The 22,053-nt window shown below is 64.9% G+C and carries 28 protein-coding genes; 7 read left to right on the top strand and 21 right to left on the bottom strand.

Annotated elements, in window-relative coordinates; genetic code table 11:
• Window positions 1–2 precede the first annotated feature (2 nt).
• The 7 genes from BGP02_RS09975 to BGP02_RS10005 form a co-directional block, all read right to left on the bottom strand.
• The gene (locus BGP02_RS09975; RefSeq protein ID WP_150562179.1) at window positions 3–248 is read right to left on the bottom strand and encodes a F0F1 ATP synthase subunit C; all 246 of its coding nucleotides are present in this window, start codon (window positions 246–248) and stop codon (window positions 3–5) included.
• Window positions 245–943 carry a F0F1 ATP synthase subunit A gene (locus BGP02_RS09980; protein WP_150562180.1) on the bottom strand — a complete coding sequence of 233 codons (699 nt, stop codon included), beginning with the start codon at window positions 941–943 and terminating at the stop codon, window positions 245–247. The genes BGP02_RS09975 and BGP02_RS09980 overlap by 4 nt, the downstream gene beginning before the upstream one ends.
• A complete protein-coding gene (locus BGP02_RS09985; protein WP_150562181.1) occupies window positions 940–1,233 on the bottom strand; it encodes an ATP synthase subunit I in 294 nt (97 codons plus the stop codon). Before BGP02_RS09985 ends, BGP02_RS09980 begins: the two co-directional genes overlap by 4 nt.
• A complete protein-coding gene (locus BGP02_RS09990) occupies window positions 1,226–1,549 on the bottom strand; it encodes an AtpZ/AtpI family protein (protein ID WP_017233257.1) in 324 nt (107 codons plus the stop codon). The genes BGP02_RS09985 and BGP02_RS09990 overlap by 8 nt, the downstream gene beginning before the upstream one ends.
• Window positions 1,546–1,977, bottom strand: coding sequence for a F0F1 ATP synthase subunit epsilon (locus BGP02_RS09995; protein ID WP_017233256.1), 432 nt, complete (start codon window positions 1,975–1,977; stop codon window positions 1,546–1,548). Before BGP02_RS09995 ends, BGP02_RS09990 begins: the two co-directional genes overlap by 4 nt.
• Window positions 1,978–1,991: 14 nt before the next feature.
• Window positions 1,992–3,404: a F0F1 ATP synthase subunit beta gene (atpD, locus tag BGP02_RS10000; RefSeq protein WP_083902258.1), complete on the bottom strand. Its 1,413-nt coding sequence runs from the start codon at window positions 3,402–3,404 to the stop codon at window positions 1,992–1,994.
• Between the two features lie 223 nt (window positions 3,405–3,627).
• Window positions 3,628–4,347, bottom strand: a complete 720-nt coding sequence (locus tag BGP02_RS10005; RefSeq protein WP_017233254.1) for a pirin family protein — start codon at window positions 4,345–4,347, stop codon at window positions 3,628–3,630.
• Between the two features lie 376 nt (window positions 4,348–4,723).
• Here BGP02_RS10005 and BGP02_RS10010 point away from each other — a divergent pair, with 376 nt between their 5' ends.
• A complete protein-coding gene (locus tag BGP02_RS10010; RefSeq protein ID WP_017233253.1) occupies window positions 4,724–5,593 on the top strand; it encodes a PhzF family phenazine biosynthesis protein in 870 nt (289 codons plus the stop codon).
• Window positions 5,594–5,615: 22 nt separating this feature from the next.
• Window positions 5,616–6,197 carry an IMPACT family protein gene (locus BGP02_RS10015; protein ID WP_286798428.1) on the top strand — a complete coding sequence of 194 codons (582 nt, stop codon included), beginning with the start codon at window positions 5,616–5,618 and terminating at the stop codon, window positions 6,195–6,197.
• Window positions 6,198–6,273: 76 nt separating this feature from the next.
• Here the strand turns inward: BGP02_RS10015 and BGP02_RS10020 are convergent, their stop codons facing one another.
• Window positions 6,274–6,678 carry a hypothetical protein gene (locus BGP02_RS10020; protein ID WP_017233251.1) on the bottom strand — a complete coding sequence of 135 codons (405 nt, stop codon included), beginning with the start codon at window positions 6,676–6,678 and terminating at the stop codon, window positions 6,274–6,276.
• A gap of 168 nt (window positions 6,679–6,846) precedes the next feature.
• Window positions 6,847–7,308, bottom strand: a complete 462-nt coding sequence (locus BGP02_RS10025; protein ID WP_150562184.1) for a hypothetical protein — start codon at window positions 7,306–7,308, stop codon at window positions 6,847–6,849.
• A gap of 661 nt (window positions 7,309–7,969) precedes the next feature.
• Here BGP02_RS10025 and BGP02_RS10030 point away from each other — a divergent pair.
• The 4 genes from BGP02_RS10030 to BGP02_RS10045 all read left to right on the top strand — a co-directional run bounded on the left by BGP02_RS10030 (window position 7,970) and on the right by BGP02_RS10045 (window position 11,682).
• Entirely contained in the window at window positions 7,970–8,479 is a 510-nt protein-coding gene (locus tag BGP02_RS10030; RefSeq protein WP_150562185.1) for a hypothetical protein, read from the top strand.
• Window positions 8,480–8,767: 288 nt separating this feature from the next.
• Window positions 8,768–9,043 (top strand): hypothetical protein, encoded by a 276-nt coding sequence (locus BGP02_RS10035; protein ID WP_017233248.1) that lies wholly within the window; start codon window positions 8,768–8,770, stop codon window positions 9,041–9,043.
• 463 nt (window positions 9,044–9,506) lie between these two features.
• A complete protein-coding gene (locus tag BGP02_RS10040) occupies window positions 9,507–10,547 on the top strand; it encodes a porin (RefSeq protein WP_017233247.1) in 1,041 nt (346 codons plus the stop codon).
• 286 nt (window positions 10,548–10,833) lie between these two features.
• Entirely contained in the window at window positions 10,834–11,682 is an 849-nt protein-coding gene (locus BGP02_RS10045) for a 3-hydroxybutyryl-CoA dehydrogenase (protein WP_261939345.1), read from the top strand.
• Window positions 11,683–11,715: 33 nt separating this feature from the next.
• Here the strand turns inward: BGP02_RS10045 and BGP02_RS10050 are convergent, their stop codons facing one another.
• The 9 genes from BGP02_RS10050 to BGP02_RS10090 form a co-directional block, all read right to left on the bottom strand.
• The gene (locus tag BGP02_RS10050) at window positions 11,716–11,838 is read right to left on the bottom strand and encodes a hypothetical protein (RefSeq protein ID WP_261939344.1); all 123 of its coding nucleotides are present in this window, start codon (window positions 11,836–11,838) and stop codon (window positions 11,716–11,718) included.
• A gap of 182 nt (window positions 11,839–12,020) precedes the next feature.
• Window positions 12,021–12,968: an NAD(P)H-dependent flavin oxidoreductase gene (locus tag BGP02_RS10055; RefSeq protein WP_017233245.1), complete on the bottom strand. Its 948-nt coding sequence runs from the start codon at window positions 12,966–12,968 to the stop codon at window positions 12,021–12,023.
• Between the two features lie 370 nt (window positions 12,969–13,338).
• Window positions 13,339–14,262 (bottom strand): MBL fold metallo-hydrolase, encoded by a 924-nt coding sequence (locus BGP02_RS10060; protein WP_017233244.1) that lies wholly within the window; start codon window positions 14,260–14,262, stop codon window positions 13,339–13,341.
• Between the two features lie 43 nt (window positions 14,263–14,305).
• The gene (locus tag BGP02_RS10065) at window positions 14,306–14,737 is read right to left on the bottom strand and encodes a MaoC family dehydratase (protein WP_017233243.1); all 432 of its coding nucleotides are present in this window, start codon (window positions 14,735–14,737) and stop codon (window positions 14,306–14,308) included.
• Window positions 14,738–14,771: 34 nt separating this feature from the next.
• On the bottom strand, window positions 14,772–15,014 hold the full coding sequence (locus tag BGP02_RS10070) for a DUF1289 domain-containing protein (RefSeq protein WP_083902257.1): 243 nt from the start codon (window positions 15,012–15,014) through the stop codon (window positions 14,772–14,774).
• A 33-nt stretch (window positions 15,015–15,047) separates the two neighbouring features.
• The gene (locus tag BGP02_RS10075) at window positions 15,048–15,566 is read right to left on the bottom strand and encodes a YbaK/EbsC family protein (protein ID WP_261939342.1); all 519 of its coding nucleotides are present in this window, start codon (window positions 15,564–15,566) and stop codon (window positions 15,048–15,050) included.
• A gap of 58 nt (window positions 15,567–15,624) precedes the next feature.
• A complete protein-coding gene (locus tag BGP02_RS10080; protein WP_017233239.1) occupies window positions 15,625–16,566 on the bottom strand; it encodes a hydroxymethylglutaryl-CoA lyase in 942 nt (313 codons plus the stop codon).
• Between the two features lie 49 nt (window positions 16,567–16,615).
• Entirely contained in the window at window positions 16,616–17,560 is a 945-nt protein-coding gene (locus BGP02_RS10085; RefSeq protein ID WP_017233238.1) for a 2-hydroxyacid dehydrogenase, read from the bottom strand.
• 343 nt (window positions 17,561–17,903) lie between these two features.
• Complete coding sequence (locus tag BGP02_RS10090; protein WP_017233237.1) at window positions 17,904–18,455, bottom strand: YaeQ family protein; 552 nt, start codon at window positions 18,453–18,455, stop codon at window positions 17,904–17,906.
• Between the two features lie 141 nt (window positions 18,456–18,596).
• Between BGP02_RS10090 and BGP02_RS10095 the strand changes: the two genes are divergently transcribed.
• Window positions 18,597–19,433: an alpha/beta fold hydrolase gene (locus BGP02_RS10095; protein ID WP_017233236.1), complete on the top strand. Its 837-nt coding sequence runs from the start codon at window positions 18,597–18,599 to the stop codon at window positions 19,431–19,433.
• Window positions 19,434–19,530: 97 nt separating this feature from the next.
• On the opposite strand, the gene BGP02_RS10100 is transcribed toward BGP02_RS10095, so the two are convergent.
• The 3 genes from BGP02_RS10100 to BGP02_RS10110 all read right to left on the bottom strand — a co-directional run bounded on the left by BGP02_RS10100 (window position 19,531) and on the right by BGP02_RS10110 (window position 21,807).
• On the bottom strand, window positions 19,531–19,908 hold the full coding sequence (locus BGP02_RS10100; protein ID WP_017233235.1) for a helix-turn-helix domain-containing protein: 378 nt from the start codon (window positions 19,906–19,908) through the stop codon (window positions 19,531–19,533).
• Between the two features lie 578 nt (window positions 19,909–20,486).
• Window positions 20,487–21,299, bottom strand: coding sequence for a helix-turn-helix domain-containing protein (locus BGP02_RS10105; protein WP_286798429.1), 813 nt, complete (start codon window positions 21,297–21,299; stop codon window positions 20,487–20,489).
• A gap of 262 nt (window positions 21,300–21,561) precedes the next feature.
• On the bottom strand, window positions 21,562–21,807 hold the full coding sequence (locus BGP02_RS10110) for a hypothetical protein (RefSeq protein WP_017233232.1): 246 nt from the start codon (window positions 21,805–21,807) through the stop codon (window positions 21,562–21,564).
• Window positions 21,808–22,053: the final 246 nt, after the last annotated feature.

Consider the following 22,053-nt stretch of genomic DNA (forward strand, 5'->3'; position numbering starts at 1 on the left):
CTCTATTTCACGAATGGGTTCGCAAACAACAGCAGCAAGGCGACGACAAGGCAATAAATCGCCATGGTCTCGATCATGGCAAGCCCGACGAACAGTGTGCGCGATAACGTGCCCGCCGCATCAGGCTGGCGGGCGATGGCATCCATTGCGGCTGCGACCGCACGGCCCTCGGCAAGCGCAGGACCGATCGCGCCGAACGACACGGCCAGTGCCGCCGCGGCGATGCTGAAGATTTCAATGAGGCTCATGTCTGTCCTTTAGGCTTGTCGTGAACGGAAACGCCTGACTTGCCGACGGCCGCGCCGATGAAGACCATCGCGAGCACCGCGAAAATGTAAGCCTGAACCGCGCCGGTCAGCAGGTCGAGCGCCATGAGCGGAATGGGCACGAGCAGCCCGGCGAGCGACAGCACGATGCCGACCACGAAAACGCCGCTCATCACGTTGCCAAACAGGCGAACCACGAGCGAGAACGTTCGGGTGACTTGCTCGACGACGTTCAACGGAATCATCACCCACGCCGGTTCGGCGAAGGTGGCAAGGTAGCCGCGAATGCCACGCGTGCGCACGCCGGACACGAGCGTCGCGGCAAGCACGAGCAGCGCGAGCGCGGCGTCGGTTTCCAGATGCGCGGTCGGCGGTTCAACCCCCGGAATGAGCGACGACCAGTTTGCGATCAAGACGAACAGGAACAAGGTGCCGATGAGCGAACGGTACAGCGCGGGGTCGGTCTGCATCGTCGCGCGAATCTCAGTGTCGAGCGTGCCGACCAGCAGTTCGAGCGCGGTTTGCACGCGCGACGGCATGACGGACAGCTTGCGGGTCAGCAGCAGCGAGGCGCCCGCCATCGCGGCCATGATCGCCCACGTCACCACCACGGGCGCCGTGACGATCAGAGGGCCCGCTCGTAGCAGCGGCTCCGCGATGAATGGCGCGTGAATCACGGTGCCACCCCCCGGCTTCGCAGCGCGACGCCACGCGCCCAGAGAAAGCCGCCGGTCCCGCCTAACAGGGCGAGCGCTCCCATTCTCGACAGCCCTACGAACACCGCGCCGGTGAGTGCGAGGCGCGCCAACTGTATCCCCAGCGCATGCGTCACGCGGCCTCGCGCGAAGCCCTCCACGGCCCAGTGCAGCGACGTGAAATGCAGCGCGCCAGCCAGCCGCCCCACCGCGACCCCGGCGGTCGCGAGCATGATGGTGTTGCCCCACGGCCATAGGTTCAGGTCAATCATGATCTCTCCTCTGCTGCCGATGCATCCAGCGCCATGCGGACCATAGGCCGATGGCCGCGCCGATCATCACCAGAGGTGCCGCAAAAAGTACCCGCGTGCCGGCAATGCGGTCCAGCCAATGCCCGAGCGCAAGGCAGAGCAGTATCGGTAGAACGATCGTCCAGCCGAGAATCCCAATCTGTCCGAGCCGCACGCCAAGCGACGGCTCCGGGTTTGCGCGCGCGATCTGCTCGTGGCTCGCAGCGCGCTTCGCCGCTTGCGCGACGCGATCGCCGTCTTTCCCCTCGGTGTCTCCCGTAGGTGGCCAGGATGTCATTGCGCGGCTCCCTGCTTGGGCGGAGGCCGGAGATAGCGCAGCATCTGACGTACTGCCTGCGCATGCAGCCGTGTCTGCTCGACGCGCGCGCGCCGCATCGCGTCGAGTTGCGCGGCGCGCGCGCGGCGCACTTCCGCTTCGAGCTGATCGAGCGAAGTCCCCGAAATGGCTTCACGGCACGCAAGCGAAACGTCGGTGCCGCCCGACACGACCAGCACACCGCCGTCGATCGCGCAGTAATGCTCGCTGCCATCTTCCCCACGCCAGCGCACGACGGAGGCACTCAACAGCGTGACAAGATCCGCGTGTCCGGCGTGGACGCCAAAGGCCCCACTGTCGTCCTCGGCACGTATGGACGAGACCGCCAGTCGGTCGACGACGATTTGCGATGGCGTGGTGATCGTCAGCGTGAAGCAACGCGCTGTCATGGCGAGGCCTCCTCTCACGTAGCGCCGGCCGTCGCCGTTTTGCTGCGCGCTTCCTTCGCGCGTGCCTCGTCCAGCGTTCCGACCATATATAAGGAACTCTCCTGCCAGTCGTCACACTCGCCCGCCAGAATCGCCTTGCTGCCGGCGATCGTGTCCGCGAGCGCGACCGATCGGCCGGGCTGGCCCGAGAAGGCTTCGGTGACCGTGAACGGCTGCGTAAGAAATCGTTGCAATCGGCGCGCGCGTTGCACGGCACGACGATCGTCGATGCCGAGTTCCTCGATGCCGAGCAACGCCACGACGTCCTGCAGTTCGCGCTGATGTTCGATCACACGCCGAACCTCGTTGGCGACCGCCGCGTGCGTCTCACCCACGACGAGCGGATCGAGCAGGATCGACGACGACGCGATCGGATCGATCGCGGGGTACATGCCCTCGGCGGCGAGCGAGCGCGACAAGACGATCATGCTGTCGACGTGCGATGCGAGCGTCGTCACGGCAGGGTCGGTGAAGTCGTCGGCGGGGACGTAGACCGCTTCAATCGCCGTGACTGCCGCATTGCCCACCGACACAATCCGCTCCTGTAAGGCCGCAACTTCGCTCGCGAGGGTCGGCTGATAGCCGACTCTCGAAGGCATGCGTCCGAGCAGCCCCGAGACCTCGGCGCCCGCCTGCACGAAGCGAAAGATGTTGTCCATCAGCAGCAGTACGTTCTGGCCGCGATCGTCACGAAAATACTCGGCGATCGTGACCGCGGTGAGCGGCACACGCCAGCGGGCACCGGGGGGCTCGTTCATCTGCCCATAGACGAGGACCGCGCGCGGCAACACGCCGGAGCCGCGCATGTCCGCCAGCATTTCGTGCCCTTCGCGCGAGCGCTCTCCGACGCCGGCGAACACGGACATTCCGCCATACTGCGCGGCCATCACGTGAATCAGTTCCATCACGAGCACGGTCTTGCCGACGCCGGCGCCCCCGAACATGGCCGCCTTGCCGCCATGCGCGAGCGGGGCCAGCAAATCGACGATCTTGATTCCCGTCTCGAACAGGCGCGTCGTGCCGCGCTGTGATGACAGGGGCGGCGGCGCGCGATGGATGGGTCGGCGCTCGATGGCTTCGGACAAAGGCTCACCGCCGTCGCGCGTCGTGCCGGCGACGTCGAGCAACCTGCCCAGCACGGCGTCTCCTACGGGCACGTCGATGGGCTTTCCGGTGGCCCGCACCGCCGCGCCACGCGCGAGACCTGCGCTCGCGTGCAACGCAAGCGCGCGTATCGTGCGCTCGCCGGTGTGTGACTGGACTTCCGCGAGGATCGGCGAGCCGCCTCGCAGGGTGATCCATAGCGCACTATCGACCGCGGGGAGGTCGCTCGTCTCGAACGCAACGTCAACGACCGCGCCACGCACCGCGCACACTCGTCCACACATCTGCGCCGTTGTTGGGCGAGTGGTCGTGTCCTGACTGGCGGTACTGGCGAGAATCGACACGGCGCGTTCCCCAAGATCGGATCTGCAATCTCTTCACAATAGTGGCACGCCGAAGAAGGGGGCTGATCCTGATCAAACGTTGCGGGCATCGTTGCCCATCTTGAACGCGTGACGCACCGCAAGGCGAGAAAGCCGCCGTACGGTGCGTCTGCGCTGCCGCGCGTTAGAAGTCAGGCGTTTCCACCGGGCGCAGGTCGAACACGAGCACTTCCGCGTCGTTGCCGTGCGAGAGCGTGAGGGCGGTTTCGTTGCGCACGCGCACTCCATCGCCTTCCGCCAGCGCCACGCCGTTCAAGCTCACGCCACCGCGTGCAACATGCACATAGGCGTAGCGGTTCGGCGCAAGCGTGAGCGTGGCTGACTCGTCGCCGTCGAACAGACCGGCGTACACACGCGCATCCTGATGGATGTGCAGCGAGTTGTCGCTGCCATCCGGCGAGATGATCAGGCGCAGTCGGCCGCGCTTTTCTTCCGGCGTGAAGCGCTGTTGCTGATACTCGGGCGCAATGCCTGCCTGATTCGGCACGATCCAGATCTGCAGGAAGTGCACCGGCGAGGTGGGCGAGTGGTTGAACTCGCTGTGTGCCACGCCGCGTCCCGCGCTCATCAACTGCACGTCGCCCGGCTCGATCACCGACCCCGTGCCCATGGTGTCCTTGTGTTCGAGCGCGCCCTCGAGCACGTACGAAAAGATCTCCATGTCACGGTGCGGATGCTTGCCGAAGCCTTGCGCCGGCGCCACGCGGTCGTCGTTGATCACCAGCAGGTCGGAAAAGCCGACTTGCTTGGGATCGTAAAAATTCGCGAACGAGAACGTGTGGCGCGAGTTGAGCCAGCCATGGTTGGCAACGCCTCGGTCTGCAGCTTTTCTGATGTCCAGCATGATGGGCTCCTGTGTCTTCGTCGTTTCATTGAGAGGCTGGGTTGGCCTCGATGAATGTCATTTTAGAGTCCTGGCGAGAAACCACAATCCGCTTGATTGTGGAATAATTGTCGCGTTATAGGTGACAATTGAGGCCGATGACAATCGCCGATCTTCCGGGCGCGAGGTGGACGATTCTTAATGCGTGGGGTTCAAACGACCGAAAGCGCGGGCGTTGGCGCGCGTGCCGGTGCGCGATGTGCGAGACTACGGACCTTCTTTCCCAAAGCTGGCCGGCCAATGCGCGAGCAGGCACGGCAGGCTGTTATCGGACACTTGTGCGCGCATGGCTTGAGGGCCGTGCAGTCGTCCGACCCGCCCCCACTGGAGATTCGTCATGAGCCGCACCTATGCATTTCGTATCGTCAACGTTTTCGCCGAGACGACCTTCGGAGGCAATCCGCTGTGCGTTTTCGAAGACGCGCGCGGGCTGAGCGACGACGAGATGGGCGCGTTGGCGCGACAGTTCAATCTGTCCGAGACGACGTTCATTCTGCCCTCCGAGACGGCCGATGCGCACGTGCGAATTTTCACGCCCGGTTACGAGATGCGTTTTGCCGGGCATCCCACGCTGGGGACGGCGCACGTGCTGCGTGCCATGCGCGCCCTGGGTGACCGCGTGACGCTGCAATTTGCCGCCGGCCTGGTGCCGGTTCAGGCGAGCGGCGATCACTGGACGCTCACGGCCCCGTCGTCGGGCGAGCCGAAGATCAAGCCTGCGAGCGAGGCCGACGCCGACATCGCGGCGCTGGTGCGGCTGGGGCGCGACGATCTCGCACAGTCGCCCCAATGGGTCGACACCGGGGCCGATCAACTACTGATTCCGCTGCGCGACGCCGACGCGGTCGCGCGGGCGCAACCCGACAGCGCGCGTCTGGAGCGCTGGCCGCTCTCGAGTCTGGAGCGTAAAACGGGTTACGTGTTTTCCATCGACGAGGAGACGGGCGGCGAGTTGCAGGTCACGGCCCGCTACTTCTTCACGACGCAGGGCGGCGGTGTGAGCGAGGACCCGGGCACGGGATCCGCTTGCGCCAACCTTGGCGGCTGGCTGATCGGACAAGGGTATCCGCTGCCGGTGCGCGCGCGCGTGTCGCAGGGCGACGCCATCGAGCGACCGTGCCGGTTGACGCTCGAAGTCACGGCGGATCGTCGGATCCTGGTGGGCGGCAACGTCATCGAACTCGCGCGCGGCGAGGTGCGCCTGTAAGGCGCCCGGGGACCATAGCCGTATGTATGCATTGGCAGCGCCGGTCGAGACCGAGCTGGACATCAAAAAGAGCCGGTTCATTGGCATCGTCATGCCGGTAACGTCGCGCGAGGCGGCCATGCGCGAACTCGGCGCGCTGCGCGTGCGTTATCCCAACGCCACGCATTATTGCTGGGTGTTGTTGTGCGAGGGCGCGTCGGGTTTCGACGACGATGGCGAGCCGGGCGGCACGGCGGCCAAGCCCATGTACAACGTGCTCATGCACAAGAGCCTGACGAATGTGCTGGCGGTCGTCGTGCGCTATTACGGCGGTATCAAACTGGGCGCGGGCGGCCTGACCCGTGCCTACGGGCAGGCGGTGAGCGAAGCGCTCAAGCTCGCCACGCTCACGGCGGTCGAGCCGACGACCGAGCCGCGCTACCGCTGCACCTTTGCCCACGAAGCGACGCTGCGCCGGTTGGCGGAGCGTCATGGCGCCGAGGTGCTCGACGCTGGCTACGATGACGCCGTCACGCTGCGGTTACGCCTGAAGGTGCGTGACGTGGCGGCGTTCGAAGCCGACGCGACGCAAGCCCTCAGCGGCGGCCTCAAGCGGAGCGATTGAGGCGATGAGACGGCCGGTCGTCGCGTGAGACGGCGCGCCGTGGCAGGACAGGGGGCCGGGGCGGCGAGGCGCGGCGTCAATGCTCGAAGAGGTGGAAGGCCTCGAAATGGTTTCGCCGTCGCGAGAGCGCCACGAGATTGACGATGCACACGAGCGCAACCAGCGCGAAGAGGGGCGCGGAGACTTCGATGGTGTCGCGCGCGAGCAGCGAGACGAGTGTCAACGCCACCATGATCGCCAGCATCGCACGATGCAGCCACGTCGCCAGCCGCAGATGCCGCTCGGATTGCGCCACGAGCACGACCAGCGAGACATAGAACGGTGCGGCGATCAGCGCCAGCACGCAAAGCGCGAGGAGCACGCCAAGCACGCTGGCGAGCAGTGCATGCCCGTCGGCGGCGCTCGATTGCACGCCGACGACCGTTGCCGCAGCGAGATAAAGCAGCATCAAACCATCCAGAACAATCGCGGTTCGGTTCATGACATCTCTCCGACGAAAAAGGTGCGGAGGTGAGATCGCCCCGCGCAAGGCGACGGGGTCCGGTTGCGGTTCAACAGTCAGATGAAGGTGCCGGTACTTGGCGGCAGGCCAGACTAGCCACGCAATGCGATAGCGCCGTGACAGCTGTCCGCGGTTTGGAAGTCGTCGTCAGCGGGGTGGTTTCGGTGTGGCCAACGAACGTGGCGTGTCGTCCGGGCCGTGCGCGTTGCCGGCCATCGGTGGCGCCAGGCCCAGCCAGACGGCGGCCGCGTCAATGCCTACCGGGTCCACCGTGGCTTGTATGCGGTAGATCGACACGTTGCCACTTTCGTCGGCACAGAAGAGGTCGCGCTCCAGGTCCGCCAGGATGTCGAGCCGTTGCTGACATCGGTAGAAGCCCAGTGGCGTGAGATCCTGCACCAGCGCGGCGAGGGTCTCGGGATAGAGATAGAGGCGGCGGGGCCAATGACCGTGCCGGGAGCGGAACGTGCCGAGGGCGCCGAGCACGTGGGCCAGCGTGCCGCCGTGACCGCGAACGCACTCCATCAGGCACGACGGGTCATGCGCCAGCGCAATGTCAGGGTCTGGCGTGCCGGGGCGAAGACGGCCGGGAAGGGTCGGGTGTCCCATGGTTCACCCCGCGTAACGCACGACCATGCGTGCGCGCGGCAAGCCAAGTATTGCCGATAACGTACAGGTATCCACAAACACTCCGTTGACTTCCCGAAGTTGCGTGCCCGGCGAATATTGGTCTAGTGATTTGATAGTTGCAGACGACTGCAACGGGCGAAATCCGCACTTTCGCCTAATCCGTCGGCATGAGGCGCCGACGATCCCGCGCCGGACGGCGGCAGGGAATAGGTGGCGCGCGACGACCCAATGAAAACCGGCGGACTGAGCCGCCGGTTGATGCCCCATCGGGGCGTCGCCAGCCGCGTGTACCGGCGCGGCATGGTATGGGCCAAGTAGACTTGGCACCGAAAGGCATTGCCGTCATGCACTGAACCGTTTCCAGTTCCCGGCCGCGCCCATGCAGTTTGACTGCCCCTTGAGTATAGGTCGCGCGCGGGTAAGCGAATCGACTTTTCGGATGAGGGGGGCGCCAAGGGCGAACCGTTCGGTAGGCAAGCGCCCGAATTGACACAGGATTTCCCTCATGCCCCCGGTTTCGTCCGCGCCGACTTTGGGGTCTAATGTCACCATTCACGACGTAATCGCAAGGCATGCGGCTTTCCGCATCGTCATCGCGCGATACGACGCCGGGCCCCAGTCGAACATTCCAACGATGGCAATGAATTCTCTACAACGATGGACCCTGCTTGCCTGCCTCTGTGCGGCGCAGTCGGCGATCGCCGCCGACCAGTGCGAGGGTATCCTCATGCTGGCCAAGAGCGCGCAGACCGGCTTTGACAACATCTCCGGCCCGCTTGCGGCCAAGAACGACCGCGGCGAAAGCTATCAGGCGACCTACTCGGTACCGGGCGGCGACTGCAAGGTATTCCGGGCAAAGGGTCTCGCACCGACTTACGAATGTGTCTGGGATTACCAGAAGATCACGCCGGCGGATCTGCGCCGCGAGGCGCAGGGATTCGCCACGCAGGTCTCGCGCTGCACCCGGGGCGTGACCACGCTGCGCACGACCACGACAAACGCTGCCGGTTTGCCCGCCGAATGGCAGAGCGCGAGCCGGAAGTATGCGCATCCGGTCAACTTCACCGTCACGGCACAGGACTTGATCACGTCGCGCGGCGAGCGCCTGCGAGAAATCTCGCTGTCCGTCGAAAAGCAGATCGAGAAGTAAGCGGTACGTTACCGTTGCCGAGGTTGAACACCGTCTCGCCATCGGCGGCTGGGCCGCGCGCCCAGTCCCGCCGAACGGGGCTGGCGATGCGTCTGGCGCCACCGTGATGCTGCCGTTACAAACGGTTGCAGACCGCGCCACGCGTTAACATCTTTTCGGTCGACGCTCATTCGACCGACCCGGTACAGTCATTCTTGAGGCGTATGGCGCACAGGCAACCCACCGGTGCCGTCCGCGTCTCGTGCCAACCGGCCCCACCTTAGGGCCGGGTGCGATGGCTGAACCCAAATGAGTGCCCGACTTCGTTACTGTTTCCTGTTGCTGCTTGTGTGTGCCTATCCTGCCTGGGCAGGGGGCGGGCGCGGGCGCGACATGCTGGATTTGAACAAGGCATCGCTGCGGGAAGACATCAGCCGCTTCAGCGCCGATCGCGGTCGCGGTCAGGCGGCCTATCCGAACTGGGCGGCCCCGGCGGAGCCGCGTGAGCGCCAATACTCGCCGCAAGGCGAGCCACGCGGGTCGCGCGGCGGTGGCGGTGGCGGTGGCGGCCGTCGCGGTCGCTGACGCTTGTTGCCGCGCGCGGTTCCGCGCCGGCGTTGCTGTCCCCGTTTCCCGTTTTTCCCCTCCCCTCCGATGTCCTCGGACGAACCAGGCGTTGCACATGTGCAACATCGGATACGCTCGCCCATTCCCAGCAACGTCTGCCAATCACGCGTCCCACGCCTCCATTATTTCCCGACATTACGGCGAATGTGAGCAATCGCTAACTTGCTGATGTAAGGGACATATCGATTTCGTTATACCGAGACTAACTTTGGCGCGGATGGTCGGCTGAATTTTGTCTCCCCACCATTTCCCGGCCACTTCGTGTGGTGCGTTTTTTCTCGACGTTTCGGCCTATCTGCGCATGGCGAGCCTGTGCGAGAATCACGGCCGTTTATCAGGGAGGCGCTTCGCCAGCGGGCGCCGGCCGCTCCCGTGCACACCGGGAACGGGCACACAAAAGACATAAACCAAGGAGAAGTGAATGAAGCGGAGCATGGCCAAGGGCATTGGCGGGGCACTCGTGTTGGGCGCATGCATGAGCGCGCCGGCGTTCGCACAATCGAACGTCACGCTGTACGGTCAGGTCGACGCCTGGATGGGCGCAGTCAAGAACCCGGGAAGCGATCGCGCCTGGACGCAGGGCGGCGGCGGCATGTCGACGTCGTACTGGGGCATGAAGGGCAATGAAGATCTCGGTGGCGGCCTGAAGGCCGTGTTCGTGTTGGAAGACTTCTTCCGTCCGCAGAACGGTCAATACGGCCGCTTCCAGGGCGACTCGATGTTCTCGCGCAACGCATACGTCGGTCTGTCGTCGGACACCGCCGGCACGGTCACTCTCGGCCGTCTCACCACGTCGTACTTCGTCTCGACCATCCTGTTCAACCCGTTCGTCGATTCGTACACCTTCAGTCCGATGGTGTTCCACACGTACATCGGCGTGGCCGGTCAGGGCATCGTGGGCGACTCCGGCTGGAACAACGCGGTGATGTACACGACGCCGAACTTCAAGGGGCTGTCGGGCAGCGTCTCGTATGCGTTCGGCAACAAGGCCGGTGAGACGGGGCAGAACAAGTGGAGCGCGTCGGCGTTGTACTTCAACGGTCCGTTTGCGGCGACCGTCGCTTACCAGCAGGTGAAGTTCGATTCGCAACCGGACGACCTCGCCGGCATGACGGGCTTTCGCAGCCAGCAGGCCGTGCAACTGGGGGCGACGTACGATCTGCACGTGGTGAAGTTGTTCGGTCAGTATCAGTACATCCGCAACAACATCGCCGGCGGCGGTGTGTCGGAGAACGGTGGCCAGCTCGGCGTGTCGGTGCCGCTGGGCAACGGCAGCGTGCTCGCGTCGTATGCCTATACGAAGAGTTCTGGCGCGAGCAACGTCAACCGCAAGACGTGGGCGCTCGGCTATGACTACCCACTCTCGAAGCGCACGGATGTCTACGCCGCGTACATGAACGACAAGGTGAGCACGCTCTCGGGTGGCGATACCTTCGGCGGCGGCGTTCGCATGAAGTTCTGACATTCCCCGCGCACGCGGACTTTATGCGCGTGCCGAAGGAATCATCGAAGGGGGCAGACGCCGATTGGGCGCGTCTGCCCCCTTCGTTCGTCAGGTCGATCGCGATGTCATTGTTTGCGGATGTGGATGCCGACACCGACACGCCCGGCAGATCACACGCCCGCGTCAGCGTCGTTTCGCAGAGCGGTTTCATGTGTCACCGAATCCACGGGTCCGCGCTATGATTTGTGCACCGCGCAAGACGGTATTCCCGCCATCCCCCGAGCACAAACGGAGTAGAGACGACATGACGATTCAACACGTAGGCATCATTGGCGCAGGCACCATGGGCAACGGCATTGCACAGGCCTGTGCGGTGGCCGGGCTGCCGGTGACGATGGTCGATATCAGCGATGCCGCCGTACAGAAAGGCGTGGCGACGATTGCCGGCAGCCTCGATCGCCTGATCAAAAAAGACAAGCTCACGGCCGCCGACAAGCAAGCCGCACTGGCGCGCATCACAACCTCAACCGACTATGCCTCGCTGGCCGACGCCGACATCGTGATCGAGGCGGCCACAGAGAACTTCGATCTGAAGGTCAAGATCCTCAAACAGCTCGAGGGCGCGACGAAGGACAGTGCGATTCTCGCGTCCAACACGTCGTCGATCTCGATCACTCAGCTTGCCGCCGTGGTCGCCAAGCCGGCCCAATTCATCGGCATGCACTTCTTCAACCCGGTGCCGCTGATGGCGCTCGTGGAGATCATTCGCGGCTTGCAGACGACCGACGAGACGCATGCGCGTGTCGATGCCCTCGCGCGCCGACTCGGCAAGTCGCCGATCACGGTGAAGAACGCGCCGGGCTTCGTCGTCAACCGGATCCTGGTGCCGATGATCAACGAGGCCTTCTTCGTGCTGGCCGAGCATCTGGCGTCGCCCGAAGAGATCGACGAAGGCATGAAGCTCGGCTGCAATCATCCGATCGGACCGTTGGCGCTCGCCGACATGATCGGTCTCGATGTTTGCCTGTCCGTGATGAACGTCTACTACGAATCATTTGCGGACTCGAAGTACCGTCCGTGCCCGTTGCTCAAGGAAATGGTCGCCGCCGGGTATCTCGGACGCAAGACCGGGCGCGGCGTATATACGTATTGACCGCCGGCCGAGCGGACGGCAGGCCGGCGCGAGTTACGCGCCGGCGCGTTGCCCGGGCGTCACGTGGTAATCGCCGGATTCACCGCCGAGGTACTGGCGACCGTTGGCCGTCATCCACTGATGCTGCTGTCCGCCCTGAATCGACTCTGGCGGCAATGATTGTTCGTATCCCTGAAGATATGCGCGCTCGCCTTCGATGCGAAATCCGTGAGCGGCGGCAAGCCATTCCGCGTCGACGGCCTGCGCATCGTCGATCTTCAGGCGTTGCTCAGCCGGCTCGTCGGACCGCGGCGCGCCGAGACCATAAGGCGCTTGGCGCTTGGCGCGAGCCTGCGCTCTCAGCAGGCCAGTCGTTTGCGCGTGTCCTCGTATTCCTGCTTCAGACGCGCGATGATTTCGGCCGTCGGACGAATATCGTCCATCAATCCCACCCCTTGACCCGCACCCCATATGTCCTTCCATGCCTTCGCCTTGGAGAAGTTCATGGCGCTCTTGTCGGCCGTGGGCAAGTCATCGGGATCGAGGCCGGCATTCAGTATGCTCTGTCGAATGTAGTTGCCGGACACACCGGTGAACAGGTTCGTGTAGATGATGTCGTTGGCACTCGCCTCGACGATCGCCTGCTTGTACGTGTCGCTGGCGTTGGCTTCCGACGAGGCGATGAACCGCGTGCCGATATAGGCGAGATCGGCGCCCATGGCCTGGGCAGCCAGGACCGAGCCGCCGTTGGCAATCGCGCCGGAGAGCACGATCGGGCCGTCGAAGATCTTGCGCACCTCGCCCACCAGAGCGAACGGCGAGAGCATGCCCGCGTGCCCGCCCGCCCCAGCGGCGACGAGGATCAGCCCATCCACACCGGCTTCGAGCGCCTTGTTCGCATGGCGCAGATTGATCACGTCGTGCAGTACGATGCCGCCGTAGCTGTGTACTGCGTCGAGCACCTCCTTGGGCGGCGCGCGCAAGCTCGTGATGAAGATCGGCACGCGATGCTCCACGCATACCCGCACGTCGTGTTCGAGGCGCTGGTTCGACTGATGCACGATCTGATTGACGGCGAGTGGGCCCACGATGGCGTCCGGATTCGCCGCCTGATACGCGGCGAGTTCTTCGGTGATGCGAGAGAGCCAGTCTTCGAGAATTTGCGGCTCACGCGCGTTCAGCGCGGGGAACGAGCCGACGATCCCGGCCTTGCACTGTGCGAGCACCAGTTCCGGGTAGCTCACGATGAACATCGGCGACGCCACGACAGGCAGCGCCAGGTTTTGCAGAATCTTGGGAAGGGCCATGAAGTCTCCTCGGGCAGGACGTTCGGCGAACGACATCATTGCGTCGGCGCTCAATTCGCAGCGGGTTAATTTCGCGAACGATCGTTCGATTATAGGGGGAATCGTTCGTCGTCCGGTGAGCGGGCACTCGAAGAAAGCTTCGGTTCCGTGGAGGGAATTCGCGCGCGTATCAGGGAAAGTCCCCTTGGGGGACTAGGGCGTCGCGACTAGGATGAAAGCGCGTGCCAAGCGGCGTCAGCATCAAGACGCCACAGGACGGGCGCCGCGTTAGCGACCGCAACGTTCGTCCGGCACGTCACGTCCTCAAACGCCGCTTGCCGTGACTGGCAAGCGGCGTTGTTTTTTCAAAGATCTCGAAAGCCCGGTGCGCCTAGACGGCGTACAACGTATCCGTCTCACGCTCGTAGCGCACGGCGCCTGCTTTGGCGAGTTCCGCGACGAGGCGGTCGAGCAGGTCGGGCCAGGCCGACGGCGGCGCAAGCATCGCGGCCGCACTGCGCCAGGCTCGCGCGGTGTCGAGGGTGGCCTTGAGCACCGTGCCCGTCATCTCCGTCTCGGCCATGAGACGGAAGACGATCAGCACCTTGAGGGCGTTGCGCGCATTGCGTGCCGGATCGCTTTGCAGATAGTCGAGGCGTGCGCGCGCGGTGGCGAGTGCGCCGTCGATATCGCCGAACGGTTTGCCGTGTCCGGGAATGACCTGCGCCACATCGAGTTGCTCGATGAGATTGAGCACGGCGGCCTGTTCGGCGAACCCGGACTCGCCGTCGAGCTCCGGAAAGATCACGCCGAAGCCGCGTTCCCACAGCGCATCGCCGGAAATCAGGATGCCGTCGGTGGCGTTGTAGAGCATCAGCGCGTGCGGATCGTGGCCCGGGGCACCGAGAACGAGCCATTCGCGCTCGCCGAGCGTCATCGCGTCGCCGGGCGAGAGGGTGTCGTCGAAGGTGAAGCGCGCGCACTGCTGGCCCGTTGCTTCGAACGACAGACGCCGTGCATCCCAGTGGCGCACGGGGTCGGCATCGGCGGCGGGGACCCATGTACGGCAACCGTAGCGCGCTTGAAGTGCCGCGTTGCCGCCGCAATGATCGGAGTGCAGATGCGTGTTGACGAGCCGTTCGAGCGACTGGCCATGCGGCAGCGCGTGCGCGACGAGCGCGAGCGTCTGCTCGGCATGCGTGACGTAGCCGCTGTCGACGAGTGTTGGCGCGTCGCCGAGGAACAGGACATTGTTCGAGGAGAGCCAGCCGCGCTCGAACACGCGAAGCCCGGCGGGCAGGGCATGCGAGGTCATGGACGTAGGGGCATAAGAGGGAACACAGGGCGCTGGCGGCGTGTCACGCCGGCTTGGCGCTCACGAGGATCTTGGCCGTGGCGGCGATCACTGTCTCGCCGCGTTGATTGACGGCCTCGCCGTCGAGCGACACGATGTCGCCCGCGAGTTTGTCTTTCCACAGGCTGTCGGTCACGGTCCAGCGCACGGTGATGTCGTCGCCCGCGTGCACGGCGCGGCGCAACTTCATGTCGAATTCAAGCCCGAGCGGTTGGGCCGTTTTCGAATAGTGCGTGGCGAGCAGGGCGGCCAGATACGACATCTGCTGCGTGCCCGACGAGATCAGTCCGCCGAAGCGCAGGTCCGCGGCCGCGTAATCCGCGTCGTGGTGCAGTGGATTGAAGTCGTGTGCGAGCGCGGAAAATTCGCGGATCGAGTCAGGCGAAAAATGGTGGGTGGCGGCGAAGGTCTCGCCAATGGCAACGATTTTTCCCATATGCGGTATTGAAAGCGTTATGCGTCGGGGCGCGTCATGCGTTGCCCGAGCCGGGGTCGTTGGCGATCACGCGGCGATACTGCACCGGCGGCGGTTCGTGTTCGACACGTCGTGCGGGCAACAGCGACCAGATGTGGCGCTTGTCGTCCTCGGCCATCGTCGACCATGCGGCAATTTCGTCGAGCGTGCGCCAGCAGCCAGAGCACCACCCCGTCGCTGGATTCATGCGGCAGATGTTGGTGCAGGGCGATGGCACAGGGGACGCGGGCAGGGTCATGATGGCCTTGGGGTGACGTAGGGAAGCGTTCGCTCAGTCGCGCAGCGCCACGTCGACGACGGGCGCGCCCGTCATCGCCACGAGCTGCATCGGCGTGAGGTTGAACACGGCATGCGGGTGCCCGGCGGCGGCCCACAGACTGGTGAGCTTGAGCAGGTCTTCGTCGATCAGCGTGAGCGGCGACACGACGTGCCCGATCGGGCTGACGCCACCAATTGAATAGCCTGTCTTCTCCTTGACGAAACGCGCATCGGCGCGGGCAAGGTCGCCGACCTGTGCCGCCACCTTCTTCTCGTCGACGCGATTGATGCCGCTCGCGATGACCAGCACCGGGGTGTCGTCGGCGGCGCGGCGAAAGAGGATCGACTTGGCGATCTGGGCCACATCGCACCCCAGGCCGGCAGCGGCCTCGGCCGAGGTCTTGCCGGTGCTCGGCAACAGCACGATCGGCTGGTCGTGGCCCAGGCCGGCAAGCAGCCGTGCAACGTGACGTGCGCCTTCGGGAAGAGCGTCCTGTTGGGCGGGTTCGGGAGTCCGGGGTGTCTCGCTCATGGTCGTGTCAGTGTCTTCGAATCACAGGGTCGACGCGGGCACATTGGCCCGCGCGGTATCACACGCAGGTGGGCGCGCCGTCCTGCAGTTTCGCGAGCATGGCGCGGCCGACGCGTGACGCGTTCGGCCGGTCGATGGCGCGCGAAATGAAGTCGCCCGTGCGTACGACGGCGTCCAGATCGATGCCGGTCTCGATGCCGAGACCATGCAGCAGATACACCACGTCTTCCGTCGCCACGTTCCCCGTCGCGCCCTTGGCGTACGGGCAGCCGCCGAGGCCGGCGACGGACGAGTGGAAAATCGAAATGCCCGAGAGCAGCGCGGCGTAGACGTTGGCCGTCGCCTGGCCATAGGTGTCGTGGAAGTGGCCGGACAGACGCTCGATCGGGAACACCTTCGCGCAGGCTTCCATGACTTCGCGGGTGCGCGAGGGCGTGCCCACGCCGATGGTGTCGGCAATGTCGATTTCGTCGCAGCCGAGCGCCGCGAGTCGTTGCACGACGTCGACCACGCTCGCGACGGACACTTCCCCTTGGTACGGGCAGCCGAGCGCGCACGAGATGCTGCCGCGCAGGCGCAGGCCGGCGTCCTTCGCCGCGCGCGCGACGGGTTCGAAGCGCGCGATGCTTTCCACGATGGAGCAGTTGATATTGCGTTGCGAGAACGCTTCGCTCGCGGCGCCGAAGATCACCACTTCGTCGGCCTTGGCCGCCACCGCGCCCTCGAAGCCGCGCAGGTTCGGCGTGAGCACCGAGTAGATCGTGCCGGGACGACGCGTAATGCCCGCCATCACCTCGGCGCCGTCGGCCATCTGCGGCACCCATTTGGGCGAGACGAACGAGGTGGCTTCGATATTGGCGAAGCCGGCGGCCGACAGTCGGTCGATCAGCGCAATCTTGATATCGGTCGGTACCGGCTGTTTTTCGTTTTGCAGACCGTCGCGCGGGCCGACTTCGACCACTTTCACGTGCTTCGGCAGATTAGGCGTGGACAAGGACATGCGGTGTCTCCTTGGAGGGGTTCGGGCAATGACGCGCGTGGGCGACGGCTCAGTAGCCGCGCGCCGGGTCGACGATGCCGGTGATGGCTTCACCGCGTTCGAGCGCGGCGATCTTCCCGGCGATCTGCGCGACCGTTTCGTCGCGCAACGTCAGGGCGGAAATGTGCGGTGTGAGCGTCAGGCGAGGTGCGTGCCAGAACGGATGGTCTGCCGGCAACGGCTCGGTGCGAAACACGTCGAGCGTGGCTGCGGCGATCTGGCCGCTGTCCAGCGCGGCAAGGAGGTCGTCTTCCACCAGGTGCGCGCCGCGCGCGACGTTGATCAGGAACGCTCCTTGCGCCAACTTCGCAAACAGCTTGGCGTTGAGCACATCGACCGTTTGCGGCGTGAGCGGCAGCAGGTTGACGAGTATGCGGGCGCCGGACACGCAGGCATCGAAGCCGGCGTCGCCGTGGTGCAATTCGATGCCGCTATCGTCGCTGCGCTGGCTGCGGGTCCATGCACGTACCGGAAAGCCGAACGCCTTCAGTGCCTGGGCGACGTGCGCGCCGAGCGTGCCGTAACCGAGCACCGCGACGGGGAAATCCGCGAGACGGTTCGGCTTCTGGAACTTCCACTGACCTCGGGTTTGCTGCGCATCGAATTCGTCGAGACGGCGGAAGTAGCGCAATGCGGCGGCGCTCACGTACTGCGCCATCTGGTCGGCCATGCCGGCGTCTTCGAGACGGACCAGCGGCACGCCCGCCGGCAGGCGATGCGCGTCTTCGCCGTGCGTGCCGAGCACACCGTCCACCCCGGCGCCCAGGTTGAAAATCGCTTTCAGGCGCTCGCGCGGTTGCAACACTTCGGCATTCGGCTTCCAGAGCACCAGGTAGTCGGCGGGTGCTGCATCGCCAGGCTGCCAGCCGCGAATGCCGGCCTGCGGCAGATGCTCGGCGAGGCCGGCTTCGTAGGCGGCGGTCTTGCCGTCCGGAGAAAAGATCAGGATGTCCATGAGTTGCGGGGCAGACGCGTATAGGAATGAGTCATGGCGATAGGGCCAGCGAGGAGGCGGCACGCACCTACCGCACTGACGGTAACGGCGCGGGCGCATGGCACACATGTCCGGTCCTTCCGGCAGGCGTCGACGGCGCAGCCGCGTTCACTCGATTGACGTTAACGTCAAGTGTAACGCAGCTTGTGGTGTCGCGCGTACTGCGGCGAGGCCGGAGTCGCGGAGGGCGACGAGCCGCGAGGAGGGTGCGGTGGGCGAGGAAGGCGAGGGCGGGGCGGTGACGTTGTGACGCGGCGCAGCGGCACAGCGCGCCGCTCCGCCGTCGGGGAATGACCGAAGCCGGTCAGTCGTTGGCGGCCGCGCGCAACGTCACGAGGTTGACGGCGAAATTGTGGCTGTCGTCGGCGATCCAGACTTCACCGTCCTGAATCGTGCACTGGAGGCGCATCGTGCGCGCGGCGAGTGCCGTGAGCGCCTCGGCGGACGCCTCATCGAGCATGCGCACCGTGAGGTTCGACAAGCGGGTGATCTGCGACTCGGTCGCCTGCCACCAGACGGCGGCGGGTTTGCCACCGTACGCCACGACGTCGACATGCGTCGCACGGCCCGCGGCTTTGACAAGGCGCCGCGCGTCGGGTTGCCCGACGTCGATCCAGCGGACGATGTCGCCCCCGAAGTCGTGTTCCCACAGGTCGGGCTCGTCGGCGTTGGAGAGGCCCTTGCCGAACGCGAGCCGTTCATCGGCATACAGCATGAAGGCCAGCAGGCGCACCATCATGCGTTCGTCGGTTTCCGACGGATGTCGGGCGAGCGTCAGGCTATGGGCGGCGTAGTAGTGGCGGTCGAGGTTGGTGATCTGCACCTCGGCCTTGTATATGGTGGCTTTGAGTGCCATACCGGGAAACCGCAGGAATGAAGGGAGTCGCAAGCATACACTAGCGCGTTGTTCCCGCTCTCCAAGGCGCCATGGCATGCCGATGGCGCACCGCGGCAAGCTCGGTATACTGGCGGCCCCGCCTTACCTGATGTGTCTCCCATGCCGGTTCCTGTACCGCAAACGATCGACGTCAACGGTTATCCGATGGCGTACGTCGAGACCCCTGCCCCCGCCGACGCCAGTGGCGCGCCGCTCTTGCTGGTTCACGGTTCGCTTTGCGATTGCCGTTACTTCAAGCCGAACATGGCGCCGTTGGGGCAGCGGCGGCGGGTCATCTCGGTGAGTCTGCGTCACTACTGGCCCGAAGCCTGGGGCGGCCATGACGGTACGTTCTCGGGGGAGCAGCACGCCGAGGACCTGGCCGCATTCGTCACGGCGTTGGGCGTCGGCCCGGTCCATATGCTCGGCCATTCGCGCGGCGGCTATGTCGCGTTGCGCACGGCACTGCTCGCGCCCGACACCGTACGCTCGCTGATACTGGCGGACCCGGGCGTGGAAATCAGCGGCGGCCCGGCGCAGACGCCACTCGACCGCGAGCGGGGCAGCTTCCGCGAACAGGCGCTTGCTGCCATCGAGTCCGGGGATATCGACGGCGGACTGGCGATCTTTATCGACACCGTGAGCGGCCCGGATACGTGGCGGCGCATGGTGCCGTGGTTCAAGCAGATGGTGCGCGACAACGCTCACACCCTGATCGGTCAGGTGGCCGAGCCGCGTACGCCGTTGCCGATCGACGCCCTTGGCGCGTTGCATGCGCCGGTGCTTCTAATGGGCGGCGCGCAAAGTCCCGCACCCTATCCCGATGTGCTGAACGCGCTCGCGTGCGCCATGCCGGAAGCCCGTCGCATGGTGATCCAGGACGCATCGCACGGCATGAATCTGGCCAATCCGATTGCGTTTCACCGCGCGGTGGACGCCTTCCTCGGGAACGACTGAACCCGAGGAGCGACGCCGGCGCGCGAGCCGGCGTCGCCCGGCGCCGGACACGCGCGCGTTGCGCGGACGTCGCGTCCCGCGATCAATCGCCCCGTTCTCATTCGTCGCGCAACACGCCGTGGCCCAGACGCAAGCTCAGCGTGCGGACCAGATCGGCCATCCACGCCTGATCGCGGTCCGACAATTTCTGCATTGCCCGGTTGAGCGAGGGATACGGATCGCAGGGCACCGCCACCCCCGCGTCAGCCAGCATGCCGTTCGACGAATCGAACGCCAGCAACTCATGCGGTGGCAGTCCCAACGTGTCGGCGAGAATGCAAATGTTGCGCAGCGAGATATTGCGCTTGCCTCGCTCGACACCGCTCAGGTATGAGCGCGCCAGACCGCTTTCCAGGGCAAGCTTGTCTTGCGCCCAGTTGTACTTCTTGCGCAAACCGGCCAGGTGTCGGCCGAATCTGAATAAATTGGTGTCCATAAGAATGTTTTCCTTGTTAGGGACAAGAAGATTGAAACAAAAAGCCGGCATTGGGGACGGTGCCTCGGGTATCCCCCGTTTGCGAGGCACGAACTACCGGGTCCGCAACGCGGATTTTTTGCGGACTTTCGGAGAAGGCACAAGGAGTGCGTGCTTTCAGACGGTAGTGGTGGCGCCAGTTTGCGTACCGCTCTGCAGGCATTTCGATACGCTTTGTCGCACTCCCGTGAACCGGAGCCGCGCAGTGTGACACCGGACATGCCGGCGCAAGCCATCACGCGATTCTGAAAGTTTCCGTCTTGGGATGTCACTCGATGTTGACGGGGCGAACCGGACGTTGTGTCGAGCGGCGCGAATGGTCGGCAGTCATCGGCCGGCTGTCATGCTTGATAGGCTTGGCGTGCATGAAATAGGCACGGCGCAGTGATACGTCCATTGCGGGGATGTAAGACGCTCGACGAAGCGAGCGTTTTTACGGAAGGCCAGGTCACGCTTACAAGACGAACGCTCACGCAACGTCCCCGCGATGCTGGGGGGACTTTGCGCAATGTCCTAAGAATCAATTGCCTCGCTTTCGCTCACTCGTCATCGCCGGTGGGGAAACGCCGCGAGTCATCGCGTGCGATGGCGTCGGATCTGGCGGCATTGGCCGACGTGACGGATGTGTCGTGGCGTTCGGATGGGGTGCGCCCGGGGTCACAGATGCGCGCGACGGGATGGGCGGCGTCGGTGCCGGTGCCGTCGGCAACGCGGTAGCCAGCTTCCCTCGGCGCGGCGAGTTGAAGATGGGCAGGAAAGCCTGCGGAGAACGCTGGGGCGGTGGGCGTCCGTCTAGCGGCGTTGGGGAGAGCCGCGGGCGGGGCGGCGGCGTCATCGAGGTCGTCGAAATCGTCGAGATCCTCGGTATCGTCGATGCCGTCGCGCGCTTCGTGCCGATTGCGCCTATCTCGCGCATCGCCACAGGTACCGCCGTGTGCGACAGACAAGGGGCCGCATCGGTCTGCGTAAGCGTCGGTCGCCGACGGCGGCGCCGCCTGACTCAGGCGGGAGCTGAGGCTTCGAATGATCTCGGCGAGCCAGACCTGATCGCGGTTTTCGAGGCGGCACAGCGAACGGCTGATCTGCGGCAATGGCGTACGATCGGGTAGCGCTGCGGTGTCAGCGGCACCGGCCGCCTGCGCAAAGCGCAGCATTTCGGACGTTGGCACGCCGAGCGTATCGGCCAGTACGCAGATATTGACCAGGGCGACGTTGCGTCGACCGCGCTCGATGCCGCTGACGTACGAGCGAGCCAGACCGCTCTCGAGCGCCAGTTTCTCCTGCGACCAGCCGCGCGCCTTGCGCAAGCAGGCCAGATGGTCTCCGAACAGCGCGAGTGGATTCGTTTGCATGGCGGAACTCCGTTGACGAGTCACACAGCGTAATCAATCCCCCCGCGTCTTGCGACGTTATATCGCTCTCCTCCCCATGCGTTACAGGCGGGCCTCTATACAGAGTCGGCGACCTCTATAGCGCAAAACTTATCGGACGCTTCCCAATTCATGGGGCCGCGCCATCACACGAGACGTTGTCAGCCGATGGGGCGACACGCTGACATGGAACGGCGCCAGTGCATCGGATGGTGCTGGCCGTGGCGTAGGCCGATGATGTCGATCAGCGCAGGCAGAAGCGGGCTAGCGCGCCGCGCAGGACGGCGGGCAGCGCGGCGGCGAAACCGAACGGGCGCGACAGCGCGGCCAGGCCCTCGCCATTGAGCACGCGAGCGCCCTCCAGGTGAGTGGCCAGCCGGCAGAAATCTTCTCGATTCATACCGACGCGCTCGCAGGCGATATCGAGCTGTTTCAAATCGTTCGGATGCAGCTCAAGGGTGACGGTAATGCGCTCTGAGGCGGTGTTCATGTCTGCCAATTTTCTCTGGTTCAAAACATTGGGCATGCCGCGCGGGTGAAGCGCATGCCGAAGCGCCCACGCGATAACGCGAGCGAGCGTGATCCGACGGCGCGCGATGGAGGGCGTCGGGGGCTAATGCAATGCGTGGGCAATACGAGGCTGTGGGCGCGAAATTGGCCGCCCAAGTCGTGGGCGGCGGTACGGCGCTAACGCGTGAGAGCGATGCCTCGTAACGGCGGGGAGGGATGACTCTCT

The organism is Pandoraea sp. 64-18, assembly GCF_001899225.1.
Lineage (GTDB): Bacteria > Pseudomonadota > Gammaproteobacteria > Burkholderiales > Burkholderiaceae > Pandoraea > Pandoraea cepalis.